15 protein-coding genes are annotated in these 17,923 nt (G+C 75.2%); 11 read left to right on the top strand and 4 right to left on the bottom strand.

Annotated elements, in window-relative coordinates; genetic code table 11:
• A partial coding sequence (locus tag DEF28_RS12950; protein WP_147281060.1) for a YihY/virulence factor BrkB family protein occupies window positions 1-1,169 on the bottom strand: 1,169 nt, incomplete at its 3' end.
• Between the two features lie 583 nt (window positions 1,170-1,752).
• On the opposite strand from DEF28_RS12950, the gene DEF28_RS12945 reads away from it, so the two are divergent.
• The 11 genes from DEF28_RS12945 to DEF28_RS12895 all read left to right on the top strand — a co-directional run bounded on the left by DEF28_RS12945 (window position 1,753) and on the right by DEF28_RS12895 (window position 14,396).
• Complete coding sequence (locus DEF28_RS12945) at window positions 1,753-3,438, top strand: nitrite/sulfite reductase (protein ID WP_114396027.1); 1,686 nt, start codon at window positions 1,753-1,755, stop codon at window positions 3,436-3,438.
• Window positions 3,435-3,638 carry a hypothetical protein gene (locus DEF28_RS12940; protein WP_114396028.1) on the top strand — a complete coding sequence of 68 codons (204 nt, stop codon included), beginning with the start codon at window positions 3,435-3,437 and terminating at the stop codon, window positions 3,636-3,638. The genes DEF28_RS12945 and DEF28_RS12940 overlap by 4 nt, the downstream gene beginning before the upstream one ends.
• Window positions 3,635-4,327, top strand: coding sequence for a phosphoadenylyl-sulfate reductase (locus DEF28_RS12935; protein ID WP_114396029.1), 693 nt, complete (start codon window positions 3,635-3,637; stop codon window positions 4,325-4,327). Before DEF28_RS12940 ends, DEF28_RS12935 begins: the two co-directional genes overlap by 4 nt.
• The gene (locus DEF28_RS12930) at window positions 4,324-5,085 is read left to right on the top strand and encodes a sirohydrochlorin chelatase (RefSeq protein WP_114396030.1); all 762 of its coding nucleotides are present in this window, start codon (window positions 4,324-4,326) and stop codon (window positions 5,083-5,085) included. The genes DEF28_RS12935 and DEF28_RS12930 overlap by 4 nt, the downstream gene beginning before the upstream one ends.
• Before the next feature lie 135 nt (window positions 5,086-5,220).
• Window positions 5,221-6,852 (top strand): acyl-CoA dehydrogenase family protein, encoded by a 1,632-nt coding sequence (locus DEF28_RS12925; protein ID WP_114396031.1) that lies wholly within the window; start codon window positions 5,221-5,223, stop codon window positions 6,850-6,852.
• 1,287 nt (window positions 6,853-8,139) lie between these two features.
• Window positions 8,140-10,263 carry a glycogen debranching protein GlgX gene (gene glgX / locus DEF28_RS12920; RefSeq protein WP_114396032.1) on the top strand — a complete coding sequence of 708 codons (2,124 nt, stop codon included), beginning with the start codon at window positions 8,140-8,142 and terminating at the stop codon, window positions 10,261-10,263.
• 91 nt (window positions 10,264-10,354) lie between these two features.
• Entirely contained in the window at window positions 10,355-11,185 is an 831-nt protein-coding gene (locus tag DEF28_RS12915; RefSeq protein WP_114396033.1) for a dihydrofolate reductase family protein, read from the top strand.
• Between the two features lie 247 nt (window positions 11,186-11,432).
• Window positions 11,433-12,200: a GntR family transcriptional regulator gene (locus DEF28_RS12910; protein ID WP_114396034.1), complete on the top strand. Its 768-nt coding sequence runs from the start codon at window positions 11,433-11,435 to the stop codon at window positions 12,198-12,200.
• Window positions 12,201-12,433: 233 nt separating this feature from the next.
• On the top strand, window positions 12,434-12,856 hold the full coding sequence (gene msrB, locus DEF28_RS12905; protein ID WP_114396035.1) for a peptide-methionine (R)-S-oxide reductase MsrB: 423 nt from the start codon (window positions 12,434-12,436) through the stop codon (window positions 12,854-12,856).
• A 75-nt stretch (window positions 12,857-12,931) separates the two neighbouring features.
• The gene (locus DEF28_RS12900; protein ID WP_114396036.1) at window positions 12,932-13,585 is read left to right on the top strand and encodes a phosphatidylserine decarboxylase; all 654 of its coding nucleotides are present in this window, start codon (window positions 12,932-12,934) and stop codon (window positions 13,583-13,585) included.
• Complete coding sequence (locus DEF28_RS12895; RefSeq protein WP_233515276.1) at window positions 13,572-14,396, top strand: CDP-alcohol phosphatidyltransferase family protein; 825 nt, start codon at window positions 13,572-13,574, stop codon at window positions 14,394-14,396. Before DEF28_RS12900 ends, DEF28_RS12895 begins: the two co-directional genes overlap by 14 nt.
• A gap of 90 nt (window positions 14,397-14,486) precedes the next feature.
• On the opposite strand, the gene DEF28_RS12890 is transcribed toward DEF28_RS12895, so the two are convergent.
• From DEF28_RS12890 to hemG, 3 genes are all read right to left on the bottom strand, one after another.
• Window positions 14,487-15,239: a DedA family protein gene (locus tag DEF28_RS12890; protein WP_233515275.1), complete on the bottom strand. Its 753-nt coding sequence runs from the start codon at window positions 15,237-15,239 to the stop codon at window positions 14,487-14,489.
• Between the two features lie 441 nt (window positions 15,240-15,680).
• Window positions 15,681-16,322, bottom strand: coding sequence for a hydrogen peroxide-dependent heme synthase (hemQ, locus tag DEF28_RS12885; RefSeq protein ID WP_114396073.1), 642 nt, complete (start codon window positions 16,320-16,322; stop codon window positions 15,681-15,683).
• Window positions 16,323-16,473: 151 nt separating this feature from the next.
• On the bottom strand, window positions 16,474-17,886 hold the full coding sequence (gene hemG / locus DEF28_RS12880) for a protoporphyrinogen oxidase (RefSeq protein WP_114396038.1): 1,413 nt from the start codon (window positions 17,884-17,886) through the stop codon (window positions 16,474-16,476).
• Window positions 17,887-17,923: the final 37 nt, after the last annotated feature.

The raw sequence follows: 17,923 nt of genomic DNA, 5'->3' as shown, positions 1-17,923 counted from the left end.
GGGGCGGGCGGCACCGGGACGGCGGGGCCGGGCCCCGCTGGGGCCGCGGCCTCCGGCGGCCCCGCGGGGGATTCGGCCGTCCGCGGAGCCGGGGCCGGGCCGGACCGCTGCGCCGCCGGGCGCCCGGCACCGGCCGGCGGATCCTCCTCGGCGGCCTGCTCGGCGATGCTGCGCAGCGCCTCCTCGCGGCGCTCCACGAGGCGCGTCGCGCTGCTGTGCCGCCGCTCGGCGACCTCCGCCCGCGCGGCCGCGGTCGCGGGCGTCGGCCAGGCGGCGTCGATCTCGGCGTTGAGCAGCGAACCGACCAGCACCGCGAGCGCCATGACGTACAGCCAGGCGAGGATCGCGATCGGCGCGGACAGCGAGCCGTAGATGGTGAAGCGCCCGAACGAGGCGTCGAGGTAGCCGCGCAGCGCCACCGAGCCCAGCACGAGGACGAGCACCGCGAGCGCCGCCCCGGGCAGGTGCCGCCACAGCGGGGTGCGGACCGGGACGCTCAGCGCGAACAGCCCCGTGACGCACACGAGGGAGAGCAGCGCGACCACCGGCCAGTACGCGAGGCTCATGAGCACCGGCAGGAACCCCAGGACCCCGGTCGCCGGCAGCGAGTCGCGCAGCGCGTCCGGGCCGGCCACCAGCACCGGCAGCACGAGGAGCGCGAACAGCAGCCCGCCGAGGTAGCCGACGAACGCCAGCACCCGGCGGCGGACGTAGCCGCGCAGCTCCTCCAGTCCGTAGGCGATGCTGATCGCGTCGATGAACACGCTCATGGCGCGCGACCCCGACCACAGCGAGAGCAGGAAGGTCAGCGACAGCACGCCGCCGCGGGCCCCGCGCATGACGTCGTCGACCAGCGGCACGACCACCGAGTCGACGGTCGCGGAGGTCAGCACCCGGGCGGCGAGGTCCAGCAGCCAGGCGCGGATCTCCAGCACCGTGCCGTCCCCCAGCACCGGCACCAGGTGCCCGAGGGCGCCGACCAGCCCGAGCAGCAGCGCCGGCAGCGACAGCAGCGAGAAGAACGCGGACTCGGCGGCGAGGCCGAGGACCCGCACCCGCAGTCCGGAGCGCACCGCGCGCACGGCGACGGTGGCGGCGGCGCCCGCCGCGGGGTGCGCGCTACGCCACTCCTCCGCGGCACGGCGCAGCCGCTCCGCCCCGGCACGCACCCGTCCCGGGCCCGGAGGCCGGCCGGATGGCTTCCCGTCGTCCCGCACGGCGCCACTCTCGCGTCGTTCCTGTCGGTCGGTGGGCTCCGGCGCGGCCGCGCCGCTCGTGCTGGACGCCCTCCGAGCAGACCCTAACGGCCCCCGGGAGCGGGCGTCAGCCCCGTCGCCCGCGCGGTACCGCGGCCGGTGCCGATTCGATGGCGAACCGTGACCGCCCTATCCCACCAAACCCACCGGTTATACTGGCTGCACGTGACCTGCTTCACCCGTCGCGCCGGTTTCCGGCGCCTGGACAAACGCACGCGCCGCGTGTCATTGTCATGGCATGGCTGCTGCCCTCGACCCGATGCTCTGCGTGCGCCGGCACGTGGACTTCCTTCGGGTCCGCAGCGCCATCTGTCGTAACGTCGGATAGCCCCGCCGCTGTAGATCTGATCCGCCCGCCTTCTGGGGCGCCCGCGGCGCCGACGTACGTTTCGAGCACTCGCAAGTCCCCGGTCCCGGCACAGTGTCGTGCGGAGCGCGGGGTCCGTCGGGGTGCCGTCGGCCGGTGCGCCCCGCAACCCGCTCGGAGGACCCCGCGATGCCTCCTGCATCCGCATCGACCGGCCGCACGACCTCCCGACCGCGCCGTGGCGAGGGCCAGTGGGCCCTCGGCTACCGGGAACCGCTCAACAAGAACGAAGAGAACAAGAAGAACGACGACGGCCTCAACGTCCGCCAGCGCATCATCGACGTCTACTCCCGCGCCGGGTTCGACTCCATCGACCCCGCTGACCTGCGCGGACGGTTCCGCTGGTACGGGCTCTACACCCAGCGGGCGCCGGGCATCGACGGCGGCAAGACCGCCGTGCTGGAGCCCGAGGAGCTCGACGACCGCTACTTCATGCTCCGGGTGCGCATCGACGGCGGCCAGCTCAGCGTCGCGCAGCTGCGCGCGGTCGCCGAGGTGTCCACCGCCTACGGACGCGACACCGCCGACATCACCGACCGCCAGAACGTCCAGCTGCACTGGGTGCGCATCGAGGACGTCCCCGCCATCTGGGAGCGGCTGGAGGCGGTCGGCCTGTCCACCACGGAGGCGTGCGGCGACACGCCCCGCGTCATCCTGGGCTGCCCGCTGGCCGGGATCGCCGAGGACGAGGTGATCGACGCCAGCGAGCAGATCCGGCAGGTGCACGACGACCACATCGGCAGCCCGCTGTTCTCCAACCTGCCGCGCAAGTTCAAGAGCTCGATCTCCGGCTGCTCCACCTACTGCACCAACCACGAGATCAACGACGTCGCCTTCGCCGGGGTGCTCGGCCCCGACGGCACCCCGGGCTACGACCTGTTCGTCGGCGGCGGGCTGTCCACCAACCCGATGTTCGCCCAGCGGCTGGGCGCGTTCGTCCGCCCCGACCAGGTGAGCGAGGTGTGGGCGGCGGTCTGCGCGGTCTTCCGCGACTACGGCTACCGCCGGCTGCGCCACCGCGCCCGTATCAAGTTCCTGGTGAAGGACTGGGGCGCGGCCAAGTTCCGCGAGGTACTGGAGAAGGAGTACCTCGGCTACGCGCTGCCCGACGGCCCGGCGCCCGAGCTCGACCCCGGGACCCGGCGCGACCACGTCGGCGTGCACCGGCAGCGCGACGGCCGCTACTACGTCGGCTTCGCGCCGAGGGTGGGCCGGGTCTCCGGCACCAAGCTGAGCCGCATCGCCGACATCGCCGAGGCGCACGGCTCGGACCGGATCCGCACCACGGCGGACCAGAAGCTCGTCATCCTCGACGTCGCCGAGGACCGCGTGGACTCGATCACCGCCGCCCTGGAGGCCGAGGACCTGCGGGTCCGGCCGAGCGTCTTCCGGCGCCAGACCATGGCGTGCACCGGGATCGAGTTCTGCAAGCTGGCCATCGTCGAGACGAAGGCGCGCGGCGCGGACCTCATCGACGAACTGGAGCGGCGGCTGCCGGAGTTCTCGGAGCCGGTGACGATCAACCTCAACGGCTGCCCGAACTCCTGCGCCCGCATCCAGGTCGCCGACATCGGGCTGAAGGGCCAGCTGGTCACCGACGCCGAGGGGCGCCAGGTCGAGGGCTACCAGGTGCACCTGGGCGGCGGGCTCGGGCTCAACTCCGCCTTCGGCCGCAAGGTGCGCGGGCTCAAGACCACCGCGGAGGAGCTGCCGGACTACGTGGAGCGGCTGCTGCGCCGCTTCCTCGACCAGCGTGCCGACGGCGAGGTCTTCGCCGCCTGGGCGGCCCGCGCCGGAGAGGCGGACCTGCGATGAGCGAACGGGCCGCACCGTACTACTGCCCCTACTGCGGGGACGAGGACCTGGAGCCGCACGAGGCCGCCGGCGAGCGCGGCGCGGGGCACGCCTGGGCGTGCGGCGCGTGCGCGCGGGTGTTCCAGGTCAGGTTCGTCGGACTGCGCGCCGGCGCGATCGCCAGCACTGCTCATGGCACAGGGACGGGTGAGGACGCATGAACGTGACCGTGGACGGCGAGGCGCTAGCGGCCCGCGCGGCGGAGGAACTGGAGGAGGCCACCGCCCAGGAGGTCATCCGGTGGGCGGCGGACGCCTTCGGCGACAAACTCTGCATGACCTCGTCGATGGCCGACGCGCTCATGGTGGACCTGGTCTCCCGGGAGCGGCCGGGGATCGACGTGGTCTTCCTGGACACCGGGTACCACTTCGCCGAGACGATCGGCACCCGCGACGCCGTCGCGGCGGTCTACCCGATCAACCTGGTCAACGTCACGCCCCGGCGCACCGTGGCCGAGCAGGACCGCGACCTCGGCCCGCGGCTGCACGGCCGCGACCCCGACATCTGCTGCCACCTGCGCAAGGTCGAGCCGCTGCGGCTCGCCCTCGCGCCCTACGACGCCTGGATCAGCGGCGTGCGCCGCGACGAGGCGCGCACCCGGCGGCACGTCGGCGTGGTGGAGTGGGACCCGCGGCGCCGGATGGTCAAGGTCAACCCGATCGCCCGGTGGACGCAGGACGACGTCGACGCCTACATGGCCGAGCACAACGTGATGGTCAACCCGCTCCAGTACGACGGCTACCCGTCGATCGGCTGCGCGCCGTGCACCCGCAGGGTGGAGCCGGGCGCCGACCCGCGCAGCGGACGGTGGGCGGGCACCGGCAAGACCGAGTGCGGGATCCACCAGTGAGGCCGGTTCCGCTGGTCGCGGTGGCGCACGGCAGCCGCGACCCGCGGTCGGCGCGCGCGGTCGAGGAGCTGTTCGGGCGGGTCCGGCGGCTGCGCCCCGGCCTGGACGTGCGCGTGGCCTACCTCGACCATGTGGCCCCCGACCCGGGCGCCGCGATCGGGGCGCTGGCCGCGCGGGGCGCCGGCGAGGTCGTCGTGCTGCCGGCCCTGCTCACCGCCGCCTACCACAGCAAGGTGGACCTGCCGGCCGTCCTGGGGGCGGTGCACGGCGCCTACCCCTGGCTGCGGGTCCGCTACGGGGGCACGCTGGGCCCGCATCCGCTGCTGGAGGACGCGGTGCTGCGCCGGCTCGCCGATGCGGGGGTGCGGGCGGCGCCGGACACCGCGCTGGTGCTGGCCTCGGCCGGCTCCAGCGACCCCGGCGCGAACGCGGTGATCGAGCGGGCGGCGGCCCGGCTGGCCGCCCGCGGGCCGTGGCTGCGGGTACGCGCCGCCTACGCGTCGGCGGCGGCGCCCTCGCCCGGCGAGGCGGTCGCCGCGCTGCGGGCCGGGGGAGCGCCGCGCGTCGCGGTGGCCGGCTACCTGCTGGCCCCCGGCTTCTTCGCCGACCGCGTGAGCGCGCAGTCGCTGGCGGCCGGAGCCGACGCGGTGTCCCCCGCGCTGGGAGCGGCGCCCGAGCTGGCCCGCCTGGTGCTGCACCGCTACGACGAGGCGCTGCGCGGCGCCGCGGAACGGGAGGTGCCGACCGCGCGGCGCTGACCGCGCACCGCGGGCGGCCGGCGCCGGTGCCCCGCCGCCCAGCGGGCGCCGGGGCCGCGCCGATACGCTGGGGGCGGCCGTCCAGGCGTGTCCGGTACGGCGGTGGCGACAGTTCGACAACGGGAAGGTGCGCCCATGCCCCCGACGCACGAGGTGGTCAACCAGCCGTCCCCCCTGGAGGACCACGACGCCGCGGCGGAGCCCGCGCTGCGCGAGGGGATGGAGCGCGAGGGAGCCGGCTGGTCGGCGGCTGAGCTGGGCGAACTCGGCCGGCTGGCCGGGACCGCGCGGGCGCGGGGATGGGCCGAGCAGGCGAACGCCAACGTGCCGGTGCTGCGCACCCACGACCGCTACGGCCACCGGATCGACGAGGTGGACTTCCACCCCGCCTGGCACGTGCTCCTCGACACCGCCGTCGCGCACGGCCTGCACGCCGCTCCGTGGGCGGACGGGCGCGCCGGGGCGCACGTGGCGCGCGCGGCCGGCTTCTACGTGTGGTCGCAGGTGGAGGCCGGCCACGGCTGCCCCGTCTCCATGACCTACGCGGCGGTTCCCGCGCTGCGCCACTCCCCCGATCTCGCGGCGCGCTACGAACCGCTGCTCACCGCCCGCGAGTACGACTTCGGGCTGCGCCCGCCGGAGACCAAGCGCGGCCTGCTGGCCGGGATGTCGATGACGGAGAAGCAGGGCGGCTCCGACGTGCGTGCGAACACCACGCGGGCGGTCCCCGCCCCCGACGGCGGCTACCGGCTGACCGGCCACAAGTGGTTCACCTCGGCGCCCATGAGCGACGTCTTCCTCACGCTCGCCCAGGCGCCCGAGGGACTGTCCTGCTTCCTGGTGCCGCGGGTGCTCCCCGACGGGTCCCGCAACGCACTGCTCATCCAGCGGCTCAAGGACAAGCTCGGCAACCGGTCCAACGCCTCGGCCGAGCTGGAGTACGACGGTGCGCTCGCCTGGCTGGTCGGTGAGCCCGGGCGCGGGGTACGCACCATCATCGAGATGGTCAACGGGACCCGGCTGGACTGCGTCATCGGCTCGGCGGCGGGGATGCGGGCCGCCCTCGTGCAGGCGGTGCACCACGCCGCCGAGCGGCGGGCCTTCGGTTCCCTGCTGCTCGACCGGCCGCTGATGCGCAACGTGCTCGCCGACCTCGCGCTGGAGTCGGAGGCCGCGACCGCGCTGATGCTCCGGCTGGCCGGCGCGACCGACCGCGCGGTGCGGGGCGACGCCGAGGAGCGCGCGTTCCGCCGCCTGGCGGTGGCGGTCGGCAAGTTCTGGGTGACCAAGCGCCAGCCCGCGTACGTCGCCGAGGCCCTGGAGTGCCTGGGCGGCAACGGCTACGTGGAGGAGTCGGGGATGCCGCGGCTGTTCCGCGAGTCGCCGCTGAACTCCATCTGGGAGGGGTCGGGCAACGTGGCGGCGCTGGACGCGCTGCGGGCGCTGTCCCGGGAGCCCGAGGCCGTGGCGGCCTTCCTCGCCGAACTGGACCGCGCCGCCGGCGCCGACGCCCGGCTGGACGCCGCCGTCCGGCGGCTGCGCGCCGAACTCGCCGACCCCGAGGGCGCGGAGTTCCGGGCGCGCGGCGTGGTCGGGCTCATGGCGCTCTGCCTGCAGGGGTCGCTGCTGGTCCGGCACGCCCCCGCGGCGGTGGCCGACGCCTTCACCGCCTCCCGGCTCGGCGGCGAGTGGGGGCACGTCTTCGGCACCCTGCCGCGCGCGGTCGACACCGCCGCCATCCTGGACCGCGCCCGGCCGCGGCGCTAGACCGCCAGGGGGTTCGCCGCACCACCCGCGCCTGGCAGAGGCTCCGGGGGCAGGACCGGCGCCAGCCCGGCCCGGGCGCCCTCCTGATGCCGCCCCGTGTCCATCCGGACGACGGCGTCCCCGCCGGTGCCTTCGGCGCGGCAGGGGCGTTGACGCGGCCCCCGGGGCGGCCCCCCAGCGACACCGGGCCGGTCCGCGTGGCCCCACCCCCGGGGCAGGTGCTACCGGGAGGCGCTCGCGAGCGCCGATGGCCGCGCCTGGCCCCGCGCCCGTGCCGGGCCCGCCCTGCCGGACCGCCAGCCGGGCGGCCCGGGGCACGGGCCCGTCCGCACGGCCCGCGGCGCGGCGCCGGAGCCGGCGGTGACGGCGCCACGCGACCGTCCGCCCCGGCCGCCATGCCCCGCACACCGCCGGAGGACCGCGGGCGCCCGCCCAGCACCGAACTCCGCACCGGGCACCGCGGAACAGCCGAGGCGGCCGCACGGCCGCACGGCCGCGTGGGCGGGCTGGGGAGGGCCGCCGAGGTGGTCAGCCGGCGTCACCGGCGCGTCCACCCCACGCCCGCGGTGGTTCTCCCGCTCGCCCCGGGGCCGGGGCGGTGGTCGCTCTGGTACCGCGGCCCCGCGGACGGGCGCCGGTCGCGAACGGGGCGGCGGGCCTCGCCCCGCGAGCCGGCGGCCGGGGCGGTCCGTGGCGGCCCGGTGGTCCGGGGCGGCCGCAGGGCTGCCGGCAGCGGCGCGGACACGGCCTGTCGCTTCGCCGGCCGGGCGCGGTCGGCGACGGCCGAGGGACACGCCGGGGGCAGCGAGCGGGCGGGCCCTGCTGGTCGGTCCTTTCCGGGCGCGTCGTCTTCTCCGGCCGTCTCCGGCCGCGGGGAAGTCGATTCCGGAGCACCGGCCCCATCCCGCAGGCCTCTCACGCGGCGGCCCCAGAGCGTCGACCGGAGCCTGCTGACGCGCGGGCGCCGATGGCACGGCGCACCCGGGACCGGTGTGTGAAGGCCGCCCCTGACGCCCCTCCGAGCTCCCCGCTGCCGGATTCCGGCACCGGACCCGCGGGCCGGCACCGCCGGACCGGCGCCCCCGCACGCGGCCGTTGACCGCCGATGACCGGCGTCCCCACGGCCCGGCGCCGGCCCGCCGCCGCCGGGGGCGGCGGGGGGCCGGGCCCGGACGGGGCGGCCACGATCCGGTGTCGATCGCGCCCGGGAGGAATACTCCGCGGGCCCGGACGGAAGAACCAGGGGGAGACGGGCACGGGACGGAGCTGGAGGGGTTGGCGGCGCACATGGTGGACGTCTGGCCGGGCACCGCGTACCCGCTCGGCGCTACCTTCGACGGGTCCGGCACGAACTTCTCGCTCTTCTCGGAGGTCGCCGAGCGGGTGGAGCTGTGCCTCTTCGACGAGGACGGCGCCGAACAGCGCGTCGCGCTGACCGAGAACGACGGGTTCGTCCACCACGGGTACCTGCCCGGGGTCGGCCCGGGGCAGCGCTACGGGTACCGGGTGCACGGACCGCACGATCCCGCGCACGGCCTGCGGTGCAACCCCGCCAAGCTGCTCGTGGACCCCTACGCCAAGGCGGTCGACGGCGGCGTTGCCTGGCACGAGTCGGTGTTCGACTACCACTTCGACGACCCGGCCCGCCGCAACGAGCGCGACAGCGCGCCGCATGTCCCCAAGTGCGTGGTGGTGAGCCCCTACTTCGACTGGGGCAACGAGAGCCGTCCGAACGTGCCGTACCACGAGACGGTCATCTACGAGGCCCACGTGCGCGGCCTCACCATGCGGCACCCGGGGGTCCCCGCGGCCGAGCGCGGCAGCTACGCCGGCCTCGCGCACCCGGCGGTGATCGAGTACCTGACGGCGCTCGGCGTCACCGCGGTCGAGCTGATGCCGGTGCACCACTTCGTCGCCGAACACCCCCTGGTGGCGCGCGGCCTCACCAACTACTGGGGCTACAACACCCTGGCCTTCCTCGCCCCGCACAGCGGCTACGCCGCCGCCGGCTCCCGCGGGGAGCAGGTGCAGGAGTTCAAGTCCATGGTGAAGTCGCTGCACGAGGCCGGCATCGAGGTGATCCTGGACGTCGTGTACAACCACACGGCCGAGGGCGACCACATGGGGCCTACGCTGTCCATGCGCGGCATCGACAACCTCGGCTACTACCGGGTCCGCGACGACGACCGGCGCTACTACCTCGACTACACCGGCTGCGGCAACAGCCTCAACGTCCGGCACCCGCACGCGCTGCAGCTCATCATGGACTCGCTGCGCTACTGGGTGCTGGAGATGCACGTCGACGGCTTCCGGTTCGACCTCGCCGCGGCGCTGGCCCGGGAGTTCCACGACGTCGACCGGCTCAGCACGTTCTTCGACATCGTCCAGCAGGACCCGGTGATCTCCCAGGTGAAGCTGATCGCCGAGCCGTGGGACGTCGGCCCCGGCGGCTACCAGGTGGGCAACTTCCCGCCGCTGTGGACCGAGTGGAACGGCAAGTACCGCGACACCGTCCGCGACTTCTGGCGCGGCCGGCCGGTGGTGCCGGAACTCGCGTCGCGGCTGGCCGGGTCGAGCGACCTCTACCAGGACGACGGCCGCCGCCCCTACGCCTCGATCAACTTCGTGACCTGCCACGACGGCTTCACCCTCGCCGACCTCGTCTCCTACGAGCGCAAGCGCAACGAGGCCAACGGCGAGGACAACCGCGACGGGACCGACGACAACCGCTCGTGGAACTGCGGGGTGGAGGGCCCCACCGACGACCCGGAGGTGCGCGCCCTGCGGCGCCGCCAGACCCGCAACCTGCTCGCCACGCTGTTCCTGTCCCAGGGCGTGGTGATGCTGTCGCACGGCGACGAGATCGCCCGCACCCAGGGCGGCAACAACAACGCCTACTGCCAGGACAACGAGGTGGCGTGGGTGGACTGGGGCCGCCTGGACGAGCAGGCGGAGACACTGGAGTTCGTCCGCGCCCTCGCGCGGCTGCGGCGCGACCACCCGGTGTTCCGGCGCCGCCGGTTCTTCCAGGGGAGCTCCCGCCGGGCCGGGGGACTTCCCGACATCGCCTGGCTGCGGCCGGACGGCACGCCCCTGGCCGACGGCGACTGGCAGCGCGCCGGCAGCAGGCTCGGCGTGTTCCTCAACGGGGACGCCATCACCGAGCCGGACCCGCGCGGCCGGCCGGTGCGCGACGACTCCTTCCTGCTGCTGCTCAACGCCGACGCCGCTCCGGTGGACTTCGTGCTGCCCGGCGCCCGGTACGGCGGCGCGTGGGGGACCGTGCTCGACACCGGGGCGCCGGCCTCGGCCGAGCACCCCCCGGTGACGGCCGGCGGGACGGTGCCCGTGCTCGGCCACGCGCTGGTGCTGCTGCGCCGGACGGCGCCCGCCGGCCCGCAACTGGGGTAGCGCGGCTCCCCGCCGAACCGCACGGCGGCGGCACGGCACGCGCACCCCGGCGCGGGCGGCGGCCGGCCGGCACGCCGTACCCTCGGTGGTCATGAGTCCCGCATCCACCGCGCCGCGCTTCCGCCGACTGCTGCCCGCGCCGCTCGACGCCGAGGGCGCCGAGAGCGCCGACATCGACCTCGCCGCCGCCTACGCCTTCCCCGCCGGGCTGGACCGCCCGTGGGTGCGGGCCAACATGGTGGCGAGCGCCGACGGCGGCGCCTGGGGCCCGTCCGGGCGGACCAAGGAGCTGTCCTCGCCCGCCGACCGCGCCGTGATGGGGGTGCTGCGCGGGCTGGCCGACGTGGTGCTCGCCGGCGCCGGCACCGCCCGCATCGAAGGCTACCGCCCGATCCGGCCGCGGCCGGCGTGGCAGGAGCTGCGGGCCGGCCGGCCGGCGGCGCCGCCGATGGCCGTGGTGACCCGGACCCTGGACCTGCAGCCCGGGCTGCTGGCCGAGCCGCCCGGCGGTGCCCGGACGATCGTGCTGACCACGGAGTCCGCGCCCGCGGAGCGGCGGGCGGCGGCGGCCGAGCACGCCGAAGTGCTCGTGGTGGGCGACGACGCCGTGCGCGCCGAGGCCGTGGTGGCCGCCCTCGCCGAGCGCGGGCTGTTCCGGGTGCTGACCGAGGGCGGACCGCACCTGCTCGCGGAGCTGTCCTCCGCCGGGCTCACCGACGAGCTGTGCCTGACCCTCAGCCCCCGGTTGGTCGGACCGGCCAGCGGCCGGATCGTGGCCGGCGGCTCGCCGTCCCACCCCCAGGACCTGCGGCTCGACCACGTGCTGGAGTCCGGCGGCTCGCTCTTCCTCCGCTACGTGCGGGCGCCGGAACCCGAGGCCGGGCGCGACCGGATCAGGCCACCGGAGGTGACGCCGCGCTGACCTCCGGGTATCGGAATGCCGGGTGCGCCGCGTGAAAGGCACGTGATTCGGAGCTTCCCCCAGCACGCATAACTCTCCCCACAACCGGACATACCCGCTGTGTCAATCGAACGCTGATGGCGCGCGGCGCGCGGGGGTACAACCGTCGAGACCGTCCCCCGTCCCCCCAGGGCGGAACCGAGACCGCGGAACGCGTGGCTCCGTGGGCGCGGCGTGGGCGGCGCGGCCACGCAGTCCGGGCGAGAGGATGAACCCAGTGCCGACGTCCGAAAACAGCTCCCCGCCGGTCTACCGAGAAATCGCCGAGGCGTTGCGGTCGGCGATCGCCTCCGGAGAGCTCTCCGACGGCGACCGGGTGCCGGGCGAGAACGACCTCATGAAGCGGTACGGAGTCGCGCGCGCCACGGCCCGCCAGGCCCTCGCGGTGCTCATCAACGAGGGGATCGCGGTGCCGATCCGGGGATCGGGGGTCTACGTCCGGACGTTCCGGCCGGTGCGCCGGCACGGCGCCCGCCGGCTCTCCCGGGACCAGTGGGGCAACGGTCGGGCCATCTGGCAGACGGACGCGGGCGACCGACCGTTCGAGACCGACGGCGTCGGGGTCGGCGAGGTGCCGGCGCCCGACTACGTGGCGCGCGCACTGGGGCTGGAGGAGGGTGCGCCCGTGGTGCGGCGGCGCCGCCGGTACCGGCTGGACGGCCGGCCCATCCAGCTCGCCGTCTCCTACCTGCCGGCGGCGCTGGCGGCCGGCACCCGCATCGCCGAACCCGACACCGGCCCGGGCGGCGTCTACGCCCGGCTCGCGGAGCTCGGCCACGCCCCCGCGCGGTTCACGGAGGAGATCCGGGTGCGGATGCCCTCCCCCGACGAGCTCGACCTGCTGGAGCTGCGGCCCGGGACCCCGGTGCTGGACGTGATGCGGACCGCGCTCAGCGCCGCGGACCGCGCCGTGGAGCTGAACGAGATGACACTGGACGGCTCCGCCTACGTCCTGCAGTACGACTTCGATGCCTGACCGCCGCGGCCCGCGGCGCCGGTCCGGGAGGGGGGCCGCCGCCGCAGGCCGCGGGCCGGCCGACGGCACGCGTTCGCGTCGTGACGGCTTGTGGACCTAACATTGCCCACCAAACATCTCGTTCTCCGAGAAACGGAAGGACATGCCGGAAAACCCCACAGACCGGCGTACCCGGCACTACGGACGTGGCGCGCTTCCGGCGTCCGGTCCCGGATCGAGGTAGCGTCACTGTCATGGACGATGCGAGGTCGCCGGTCGAGAAGACCGAGCGGGAATGGCGGGCGCAACTCGGCCCGGAGGAGTTCGCGGTGCTGCGCCAGGCGGCGACCGAGCGGCCGTGGAGCGGCGAGTACGTCTCCACCACGACCGCCGGCGTCTACCACTGCCGGGCCTGCGACGCGGAGCTGTTCCGCTCCACCGAGAAGTTCGAGTCGCACTGCGGATGGCCGAGCTTCTATGATCCGGCCGACAGCGACGCGGTAACCCTGCACGAGGACCGCTCGCTCGGCATGATACGTACCGAGGTGCGGTGCGCCCGCTGCGACTCCCACCTCGGCCATGTGTTCCGCGGCGAGGGCTATCCGACACCGACGGACGAACGCTACTGCATCAACTCCGTCGCGCTCCGGCTGGAGGCCGACGACGCGGTGGCATAGCATCCTGCTTCATTCATCCCTGGCCTCCCCTCAATTCAGGTCTTCCGCCGTACGGCTTTTCGACGAAAGCTCCCAATGACCGACGACTATCACTCTGTCGCCTCTTCCGCTCTGCTGCCGCGCATGGCAAGGGGCTCGGCCCCCTGGCTGGTGCCGGCGGGCGCCGTCGCGGCGGGCACCGTGCTCGCCGGCCGCCGCTCGCGGCTCGCCCGCGCCCTCGCGGTTCCCGCGGTCGGGCTGGCGGTCGGCATGGCATGGTTCTTCCGGGACCCCGAACGGGGCCCCGCGAGCGGGCGGGTGCTCAGCGCCGCCGACGGTGTCGTGCAGACCATCGACACCACCGCGGACGGACGCACCCGCGTCGCCGTATTCATGAATCCGCTCAACGTGCACGTCAACCGTGCTCCGGTCGCCGGTGCGGTGACCGGGGTTGAGCACCGTCCCGGGGGCTTCCGGCCGGCATTCGACAAGGACAGCGAGCGCAATGAACGGGTCATCTGGACCTTCGAGACCGAAATCGGCGAGGTCACGGTCATTCAGATCGCGGGTGCGATGGTCCGGCGCATCGTCCCGTATTTCGCGGTCGGGCAGAAGGTGGAGCAGGCGGAGAGGATCGGCCTCATCCGATTCGGCTCCCGCGTCGACGTCTACCTACCTGCCGGAATCACCCCGGCCGTCGAGGTGGGGCAGAAGGTCAGGGCGGGAGAAACGCGCCTTGACCGCGATTAAGGAGGCGCTGCCCGAGGTCGTCCGCACCGACGCGGCGCCTCCCGTCCGGCTGGTGCTCGCCGACTACCTGACACTCGGCAACGCGCTGTGCGGCTTCATGGCGGTCTGGCAGCTGGCCGCGGCCCAGGCCGGCCAGATGGAGGCCGGCCTGCACGGGCCGCTGCAGCGCCACGACGTCACCGCGGCGGTGGTCCTGCTGCTGATCGCCGCCGTCTGCGACCTGTTCGACGGCCGGGTGGCCCGCAAGCTCGGCGGCAGCGGTATGGGCGCCGAGCTGGACAACCTCGCCGACGTGATCAGCTTCGGGTTCGCCCCCGCGTTCTTCGTCGTGGTCTGGGGCAGCAGCTCGGGGGGCGGCGTGCTGCCGATCGCGGCGGCCGCCGCGGTGCTGCTCGCGGTGGTGGTGCGGCTCGCGCGGTTCTCCTGCCAGGCGCCCGGCGCGCGCTACTTCACCGGGCTGCCGAGCCCGCTCGGCGCGATGACCGTCATCACCGTCGTGCTGCTGGACCCGCCGGGCCACCTGGGCACGGCGGCGATCCTGCTGGTGGCGTGGCTGATGGTGAGCCGGGTGGAGTACCCGAAGCCGCGCGGCCGGATGGCCTACGGCGTGCTCGCGACGATCCTGGCCGGGGTGGCGTGCCTCACCGCGTGGGCGGCCGACGCGCCCGGCGGGGCGGCGCTGCTGTACTCCGGATGCGGCCTGCTCCTGCTGCTGGTCCTCGCCATCCCGTTCCACGTGATGCTGACCCGCCGCGGGCCACGCCCGGACGAGGCGGAGGTCGTCGCGGTGCCGCCCGCCCGGGAGCACTGACCGCGGCGCCGGCCGCACCGCGCACGAGAAAGGGGGCGCGCCCGTACGGGCGCGCCCCCTCGGCGTCTCAGGCGCCGGCCGGCGGAGCCGTCAGCCGGCGCGGTGCCGGCCCTCGCCCGCGGCCGGCATCGGGGCGGCGGGGGCGGACGGCCCCTGACCGCCGTCGCGGCGGCGGCGCAGCAGCTTGCGCACCCGGACGATGACGAACCACACGAACAGCAGCGCGATGACCACGAGCACCGCGTTGCTGATGACGCCGCTCCACTCCTCCAGCACCGGCTTGATCGCGGGCCCGAACGCGAAGCCCAGGCCGATCCACAGGCTGTTCCAGACGGCGCTGCCGACGAAGGTGTAGACCGAGAACTTCCAGATCGGCATCCGCTCGATGCCGGCCGGCACCGAGATGAAGCTGCGCACCAGCGGGACGCAGCGGCCGACGAGGACGGCGATGCCGCCCCAGCGCTCGAAGAAGCGCTCCGCCTTGTAGAAGTCCTCGACCTCCATCAGCGGCATCTTCTCGACCAGCCACTTGGTGCGCTCGCGGCCGAGGAGGGCGCCGATGGCGTAGAAGCCCCAGGCGCCGACCAGCGCGCCGAGCGTGGCCGCCAGGATGGCCAGCCAGACGTTCATCTGGCCCTCGTAGGCGAGGAATCCGGCACCGGGCAGCACCGCCTCGCTCGGCATCGGCGGGAAGAACGTCTCGATAAGGAGCGCCAGGCCGACGCCGACCTCGCCGAGCGTGGTCATGAGGCCGAGCACCCAGCCGATGAAGCCCTCGTAGCCGGCGGAGGGGTCCACGGCCGTTTCGGTGGTCGTGGTGGCGAGCGCTGCAGACCAGTTCACAGGTCCCATTGTCCTCGTTGATCTCTCGGGGGACGGAAAAATAAGGGGGAAGCCGCGTTCGTCCGGGACGGGATCGCGGGTACAGCCGGAGTCCGGTCGCCGGGCACCGGACCGCCGGGGTGGGCCAGACCCGCCGCACGTACCGACGCGGGCGGCGCCGAAGAGGACCGGGACCGCTCACGCACGCCGGGAGCGCGGCGGGGACGCCGGCCGCCTCGCCGCGGACGGGCCGCCGGCGCACCGGCGGCTCCGACACCGCCGCAGCCGTGCTGCCGAGGCCGGGCGGCGGGCGGTGGGACGACGTCCCCACCCCGGACGGTCCCCGGTGCCGCGCGGCGGCCGGAGTCGCCTTCGTGAGTCGTGTTCAGTTATACCGCGAATACCGTGAGCTTCGTGTAAGGACCCGCCGATCCGCCCGGATTCGTGCCCCGGTCGCCTCCGCTACGGAAGCGCCTCGACGAGCTCGGCCGCGCTCTTGCGCCGCCCGGTGTAGAAGGGGACCTCCAGCCGGGTGTGCCGCCGCGCCTCCGCGCCGCGCAGGTGGCGCATGAGGTCGACGATCCGGTGCAGGTCGTCGGCCTCGAAGGCCAGCAGCCACTCGTAGTCGCTGAGCGCGAAGGTCGAGACCGTGTTGGCGCGGACGTCGGGGTAGGGCGCCGCCATCCGGCCGTGCTCGGCCAGCATGGCCCGCCGCTCCGCGTCCGGCAGCAGGTACCACTCGTAGGAGCGCACGAAGGGGTACACGCAGATGTGGTCGCGCGGCTCCTCACCGGCCAGGAACGCCGGCACGTGGCCGCGGTTGAACTCGGCCGGGCGGTGCAGGCCCACGACCGACCAGACCGGCGTGCTCCGGCGTCCGAGCTGGGTCCGCCGGAAGGCGGCGTACATCTCCTGCAGCGCCTCCGAGCTGTCGGCGATCCACCAGAACATCACGTCGGCGTCGGCGCGGAAGCCCTGCACGTCGTAGCAGCCGCGCGTGGTGACGCCCTTCTCGGCGGAGGCGTCGAGCAGCCGCGCCAGCTCGTCGCCGGCCGCGGCCCGGTCCACCGCGGCGAGGTCGCCGACCCGGAACACCGCCCACATCGTGTAGCGGATGATCTTGTTGAGCTCCTCGGCGGCCGCGGCCGCGGAGGTGTCATGCCCGGTGGTCACGTCTGACTCCCTTGTCGGTCGGTGTGGTGTACGGCGGGCGGGGCCGGGCGCGCGCAGCCGCCGGCCGGCCCCCGGGCGGCGGTCAGCCCGCCGCGATGCGCGCGGCGGCCGCCGTGCCGCCGGCGATGCAGGCCGGGATGCCCACCCCGTCGTAGGCGGCTCCGCACAGCGCGAGGCCGGGGAGGCCGGCCAGAGCGGCGCGGGCGCGGGCGACGCGGGCCGCGTGGCCCACAGCATATTGCGGCAGGCCGGGCTCCCAGCGGGAGATCCGCTGGTCGACCGGCGGCTCGCCGAGCCCGCAGACGGCGGCGAGGTCGGCGGCGGCGAGGTCGGCGAGCTCCTCGTCCGGGCGGCGCAGCGCGGCGTCGTCGCCGAAGCGCCCGATCGAGCAGCGCACGACCACCAGGTCCTCGTCCGGGTGCGCCGCGCTCAGCGCCTCGGCCAGCCAGGGCCACTTGACGCTGCTGAAGGTGGCGGCCTTGATCGTCCGGCCCTCGCCGGCCGGGACGAGGAAGCCGCTGCCGTCGGGCGGCGCGGGGAAGGCCGAGGCCCGGTAGGCGAACGTCGCGATGGCCATTCCCGCGTACTCGATGCCGGTGAGCTCTGCCGCGGCCTGCGGAGCGGCCGCCCGCAGCAGCCGGGCCGCCTCGGGAGCGGGGCAGGCGAGCACCACCGCGTCGGCGGACAGCTGCGCCGGGGCGTCCTCGGGGCCGGTGGTGAGCGTCCAGCCGGCGCCGTCGCGGCGCAGCTCGCGCACCGGGGCGCTGGTGCGCACCTCGGCGCCGCCGAGCTTGGCGAGCGCGTCCACCAGCTGCGTGAGACCGCCGCGCAGGCCGGCGAAGACCGGGCGGGGCGGGGCACCGGCGGCCGGGGCCTGCCGGTCCCGCACGGCGCGCACCGCGGCCGCGAGCGAGCGCTCGGTGCGCGCGAGCGGCGCGAGCTGCGGCAGGGTCTCGTCCAGGGAGAGCCGGTCCGCGCGGCCGGCGTAGACGCCGCCGAGCATCGGCTCGACCAGGCGGTCGACGACCTCCGCCCCCATCCGGACACCGACGTAGGCGGCGACCGGCACGTCCGCGCGCACCGGGGTGCGCGGCCAGACGAGGTCGCGTGCGGCGCGCAGCAGGCCGGCCGGGGACAGCACCCCGCTGCGGGCCAGCGCGGCGAGGTCGCCCGGCACCCCCATGACGTGGCCGTCGGGGAGCGGCCGCAGCGCGCCGCGGCTGTAGACGCGCGGCGCGGCGGAGCTCGGGTGCACGATCCGGTCGGTCAGCCCGAGCTCGTGCATCAGGTCGAGCGCCTCGGGGCGGCGGGCGAGGACCGACTCGGCTCCGGCGTCCACCGGCACGCCGGCCACCGTGGAGGCGTCCAGCTTGCCCCCGAGGCGCGGCGCGGCCTCCAGCACGGTGACCCAGTGCCCGGCCCGCGACAGGCGGTAGGCGGCGGTGAGCCCCGCCACCCCGCCGCCGACCACGGCGACGTGCGGTTTCGTCTGCATGCCCCCAGCTTCCCAGATACCTGGGGAGGGCCCGATC

This window comes from Marinitenerispora sediminis, from assembly GCF_003336425.1.
Lineage (GTDB): Bacteria > Actinomycetota > Actinomycetes > Streptosporangiales > Streptosporangiaceae > Marinitenerispora > Marinitenerispora sediminis.
This window is presented reverse-complemented; position numbering and strand designations above follow the sequence as displayed.